The organism is Streptomyces sp. NPDC033178 (genome assembly GCF_055577685.1).
Genome location: NZ_JBVIPT010000056.1, coordinates 1 through 1281, shown reverse-complemented (window position 1 = coordinate 1281; position 1281 = coordinate 1). Strand labels below are relative to the sequence as shown.

At 57.1% G+C, this 1281-nt stretch carries 1 rRNA gene (only partly in view); it reads right to left on the bottom strand.

The window, feature by feature from the left end:
• A 23S ribosomal RNA gene (locus ACZ5VQ_RS49280) occupies nucleotides 1-1281 on the bottom strand (its annotated part extends 1290 nt beyond the left edge of the window); the annotation flags it as partial.

The window sequence follows — 1281 nt, the reverse complement described above, 5'->3', positions numbered from 1 at the left end:
CAGTGATGGCCCCCCTTCTCCCGAAGTTACGGGGGCATTTTGCCGAGTTCCTTAACCATAGTTCACCCGAACGCCTCGGTATTCTCTACCTGACCACCTGAGTCGGTTTAGGGTACGGGCCGCCATGAAACTCGCTAGAGGCTTTTCTCGACAGCATAGGATCATCCACTTCACCACAATCGGCTCGGCATCAGGTCTCACCCTCATGCAAGGCGGATTTACCTACCTTGCGGGCTACACCCTTACCCCGGGACAACCACCGCCCGGGCTGGACTACCTTCCTGCGTCACCCCATCACTCACCTACTACCACCTTGGGTCGACGGCTCCACCACTTTCCTTTCCCCGAAGGGTCCGGAACGGCTTCACGGTCTTAGCATTAGAGGGTTCACTGTTTGACGCTTCACAGCGGGTACCGGAATATCAACCGGTTATCCATCGACTACGCCTGTCGGCCTCGCCTTAGGTCCCGACTTACCCTGGGCAGATCAGCTTGACCCAGGAACCCTTAGTCAATCGGCGCACACGTTTCTCACGTGTGTATCGCTACTCATGCCTGCATTCTCACTCGTGAACCGTCCACCACTAGCTTCCGCTGCGGCTTCACCCGGCACACGACGCTCCCCTACCCATCCCAGCGGGCGTTGGCCCTATATGCTGAAATGACACGACTTCGGCGGTACGCTTGAGCCCCGCTACATTGTCGGCGCGGAATCACTAGACCAGTGAGCTATTACGCACTCTTTCAAGGGTGGCTGCTTCTAAGCCAACCTCCTGGTTGTCTCTGCGACTCCACATCCTTTCCCACTTAGCGTACGCTTAGGGGCCTTAGTCGATGCTCTGGGCTGTTTCCCTCTCGACCATGGAGCTTATCCCCCACAGTCTCACTGCCGTGCTCTCACTTACCGGCATTCGGAGTTTGGCTAAGGTCAGTAACCCGGTAGGGCCCATCGCCTATCCAGTGCTCTACCTCCGGCAAGAAACACACGACGCTGCACCTAAATGCATTTCGGGGAGAACCAGCTATCACGGAGTTTGATTGGCCTTTCACCCCTAACCACAGGTCATCCCCCAGGTTTTCAACCCTGGTGGGTTCGGTCCTCCACGACCTCTTACAGCCGCTTCAACCTGCCCATGGCTAGATCACTCCGCTTCGGGTCTTGAGCGCGCTACTAAACCGCCCTGTTCGGACTCGCTTTCGCTACGGCTTCCCCACACGGGTTAACCTCGCAACACACCGCAAACTCGCAGGCTCATTCTTCAAAAGGCACGCAGTCACGAC